3 protein-coding genes are annotated in these 4,133 nt (G+C 41.9%); all 3 read right to left on the bottom strand.

From position 1 onward, the window contains the following. Positions 1–91: 91 nt before the first annotated feature. Genes DWX28_RS18990 through DWX28_RS18980 form a run of 3 tightly spaced genes read right to left on the bottom strand, consistent with a single transcriptional unit; the run spans position 92 to position 3,985 of the window. Positions 92–1,129, bottom strand: coding sequence for a tyrosine-type recombinase/integrase (locus DWX28_RS18990; RefSeq protein ID WP_118207862.1), 1,038 nt, complete (start codon positions 1,127–1,129; stop codon positions 92–94). Next, positions 1,119–2,087, bottom strand: coding sequence for a tyrosine-type recombinase/integrase (locus tag DWX28_RS18985; RefSeq protein WP_118254733.1), 969 nt, complete (start codon positions 2,085–2,087; stop codon positions 1,119–1,121). The genes DWX28_RS18990 and DWX28_RS18985 overlap by 11 nt, the downstream gene beginning before the upstream one ends. Further along, on the bottom strand, positions 2,084–3,985 hold the full coding sequence (locus tag DWX28_RS18980; RefSeq protein WP_118254730.1) for a tyrosine-type recombinase/integrase: 1,902 nt from the start codon (positions 3,983–3,985) through the stop codon (positions 2,084–2,086). The genes DWX28_RS18985 and DWX28_RS18980 overlap by 4 nt, the downstream gene beginning before the upstream one ends. Between the last annotated feature and the right edge of the window lie 148 nt (positions 3,986–4,133).

Genomic DNA, 4,133 nt, shown 5'->3' with positions numbered 1-4,133 from the left:
GAAGCGTTATACTCAGCATTCCAAAATGTTAATCATTTTAAAGAATGCTGAGAAATAAGACGTTTTTCTACTAAAAGATGTGCATTATTCGTTAGCGCAATCCACAAAGTCTTGCCATTTCATCTTCGTTACCCTCCCACATTGGTGCTTCATCAGATACAGGTGTTGGAACAGATTCCATTGCGTCTCTAAGCTGTTCAACAGATGGCTTTGCATAGTAGCTTTTGGTTGTATCAGTTCTGGCATGTCCTAACACTGTAGAAACCAGCTCAATGGCGATTCCATCCTGATAAAGATTTGTGGCTCTGGTTCGGCGAAACATGTGACAGTGAACCGAATCCGGAAGACTAACCCCTTTTTCACTGACCAGAGCTGCATATTTTTTTATAATCCGCTGGACATTTCCAACGGACATCCTGTCTGTTACACCTTTTATTGTTGTGGAAAATAAGTATGCTTCTTTGGAAGAATTACTGTGATATACACGTATATATTCCCTAAGGTGTTCGACTGCTTTAGCTGTTAATTGTATGGTTCTTTCTTTATTACCTTTGCCGGTTATGAAAATATTTGGATATTTTGATTCCATTGCGATATCACATAGGCGAATATTAAGCAGCTCACTGATTCTTACAGCTGTATCGTAGAGAAGAATCAAAATAGCACGGTCTCGTACACCGAATTTCGTATTCGGCGGTGCAGACAGTATTGCAGCAAGTGCATCATCGGACAGAATAGGTTTTTCCTTTTTAATGGTTTTGCATGGTGAGATCTGACTGATCGCCAGGGCAACTGACTGGACTGATATGTCCATATCCGAGGCATAGTTCAGATAGGCACGGATAGCCGCGACTCTTACATTTACAGTTGATGGCTGGCTGCCATTTGCAAGCAGATATTCTCTGAAATTATAAATACATTCTTTGGTACAATCAGAAAACTGAAAGGTGCTTATGGATTTACCTAATTCATCTGCAAGGTAGTTTTTAAATATTGTAAGGGAATCTCTGTAGGATTCTGCTGTAGCCTGACTGCGTCCGACCTGCTTTACCAAATAAACATTTAGAAAGTTCCATGTGTGAGAAAAGAACAGCTGGTCAGTCGATATCTTTGCTGATTTATTCTTCATAGGGAATCACCTCCGGAATGACCTTTCCAGACACTGAATCTTTCTCTCGGATAGTATCAAATGCCTTTTCTGCAAGATGATAGTAATAATACGTTTCGTCAGGACTTTTGTGTCCAAGGTATCTGCTTAAATATGGGAGCATAGTGTTTGTATCAATTCCCTGATGCATCCACTCATTAAATCTCTCCACTACAAAAGCATGGCGTAAACAGTGGGGTGTCGGATGTTTATCAACTGTCTTGGCAACCGGAAGCATGGCCCAATGGCGGTTAAAACTTGATTCTACTCCAGAGCACGAAACAGGCTTATGTGGATCTTTTCCCGGAAAAGCCCAGTCAATTCCGGGGAAAAGCATTTCCTGACGTTCTTTATAGTTTTTAAGTACCGGAAGGCTATCCTGCGGAAGATATACAAGGCGGTCCTTGTTACCCTTTGAGCCAAGGACAGTAAGGATTCCTTTATCCAGGTCTATGTGCTCCCATTTTAGCAATCGCCCTTCTGACAGACGCAGACCGCAGCAAAAATATAGGAGAAAAAGAATCTTGCACTCTCTATCGAGTCTAAATTGCTCTGAATTATGAGACGTGCGGATATCCATTTTCTGCAGCAGTTCCTTAACTTCCTCTTTTGATGGAATGTAAAGAACAGGACGGTAAGCCTTGCAGAAAAAATTAGGAATATATGCTTCCTGACCAAGGGAAAGGATATATTCACTCAGCACCTTCACCATCGACATACAGCGATTATGATAGGCATCTCCTTCGCCCGGTCTGGCTTCTGACCATTTGGCTGCCATTTCATAGGTGACTGTTGTCAGTTCCGGATAATTCTGTACGCAAAAGGTATCAAAGCGTTTTAATAGCTTTTCTTCGGAATTATAGGCATATCCATCAGCTCGTTTTTGCTGTATAAGTCCTTCGATATGATGTGCCAGACCGCTCTCAAAAATGTATGTCATGATAAAACACCTCCAAATTCCAGAGGGCAGAGCCTCATTTTATCTTCGTCACGTTCAAGATATACCTCTGCTGTTTCCTGACGTGCATGTCCGAGAGCATTGGAAATATCATCAAGTTTGTTGTCTGCCCGAAGCATTCTTGTGGCAAATGTTTTTCGTGTCATATGAAAGCCCTGACCAGCAGATAATTCAAATCCATATTCAGCAAGTATTCTTTTTAAAGCTCCACGGCACGCCGTTGTAACTTTAAGCGGAATATATGGTGCCTGATGGCGGATAAATATATAACCGTTGCCTGTGACAGCTGATTCCGGACGTCCATTCATGATGTATTTATATACTGAATTACCTACATCCGTTGGGACTGGAAGCGTTATTGCTTTGCTTGTTTTCTGCTGAATGAAGGAAACAGTTTTGTTTTTCCAGTCAAAATCATTTACCTGAAGCTTTAGGATGTCTGCTCCCCTGATACCCATTCGAAGTCCAAGCATGACCATGGCTGTGTCCCTGAGCTCCATGGGAGTAGAAGCTCTCTCACGATATTCATATATTTTCTCGACCATAGCATCGCTCAGAACATCAACTATGCTGCGATGAGGCGCACAGCTTGCAGATACTGCAAAAGCAAGTGTTGGTGAAATCAGATCCTGGTCAGCCATGTACCGTAGAAGCTGACGAAGCTTGGTTCCATATGCATTTTTACTTTCCGGGGTCGAGTGGACATCATGGTTATGAAATGCTTTAACCACATCGGGTGTTATGGAGACTGGATTATCTATTCCATTATCTTCAAGATATTTGAAGAAACTGCATCCGGCTGCCCTGCACATGGTAAGTGTCTTATCGGTCATTCCATCCCGCCTGCGGCTTTCTATGAAACCATCAAGGATGCTTTTGCTCCATGATGGAAGATGATCAGATGCACGCATCGGCTCAGCGATTATATTGGATTCCATTATGCCCTGGAGATACTTTTCAAACATTCTGATAGTGTGTGAACGATGAGCTGATCCGGAACTGCTGGCTTTGATCTGATTCGGGCAATCCGGGAGTATACCTATCCATGATGTCACAGTTTCTGCCGAGTGTTCCAGATGGTTAAGTTCCAGGAACATGAAATACCATGTGAAATCATTGCGATAAACAGCTTTTGATGATTTCATGTATTTCCAATCGTCCAAAGCGTCAAGATATTCATCAGCTTTAAGAGCGAGAGGTATACTCGGATGAAATGCGGTACCTGTTTTAGAAAGTCTCATCTCAAGCAGTATTTCAACGTTCTCACCAAAAAGAACCCGCTGGTAACACTCTGGCACATCACCTCTGCGGTGAAGATATTTCATAAGTGCTGTCATGGCACATATGGCGTTCTGACGTCTGTCAAGAGATTTACAGGATTTGCAGTAAGTATTCCAGTATTCGATAAGAGTATCTATGGTTATTGCTTCCGGCTCTGTAACTCCCAGGGAAGTAGCAAGCCTGAAGAACTCCTTGATGGCAACAGAATACGTATGGTAATAGCAGGGATTCTGTGTGGTCGCATAGTATTCTTCCAGCTCATATGTCAGGCGAAAAAAGGATTCCGATATTCCGCTCCGGCAGAAAAAACTGTCTTCTGAGCGGCAGAAAGAACTTTTGATATCTCCAAAGAGCAGGTAATGCTCGAGGCGGAACAGGGCATTTCTATATTGGGAACACGTCTCATAGGAAATTTCCCGTTTTTTAATCTCAAGCCAGTCCAGTGCGGCATCCATTGAAAAAGGAATGCCCTTATCCATCAGGTACTTGAAGAGTGTAGTATAACAGGTTCTGTGCATGTCTATATTTTTACATGCACTGTCTGGCTGTTTCATCATATTGAGAACTGATGAAATAGCATCTAAATAGTTTATTTGCATATCAAATGCGCTCCTTTCCGGCTTCCCATTCGAGGGGAAAACCTGATAATAGCATATCTGATAATGCTCATCTTTTTTACAAGAAAGTGAGGATTTATGGAAAATAATTTAAAAGATCAACATTATAAAAACATGGGTATAATGCTTC

Source organism: Blautia sp. AF19-10LB, assembly GCF_003461245.1.
GTDB classification, from domain to species: domain Bacteria; phylum Bacillota; class Clostridia; order Lachnospirales; family Lachnospiraceae; genus Blautia_A; species Blautia_A intestinihominis.
The sequence above is the reverse complement of the archived record's forward strand: the minus strand, read 5'-3'. Positions and strand labels throughout refer to the sequence as shown.

Coding starts and splice junctions, on each gene's coding strand:
- DWX28_RS18985 (WP_118254733.1), bottom strand. CDS start 2,087: ATGACATACATTTTTGAGAGCGGTCTGGCACATCATATCGAAGGACTT.
- DWX28_RS18990 (WP_118207862.1), bottom strand. CDS start 1,129: ATGAAGAATAAATCAGCAAAGATATCGACTGACCAGCTGTTCTTTTCT.
- DWX28_RS18980 (WP_118254730.1), bottom strand. CDS start 3,985: ATGCAAATAAACTATTTAGATGCTATTTCATCAGTTCTCAATATGATG.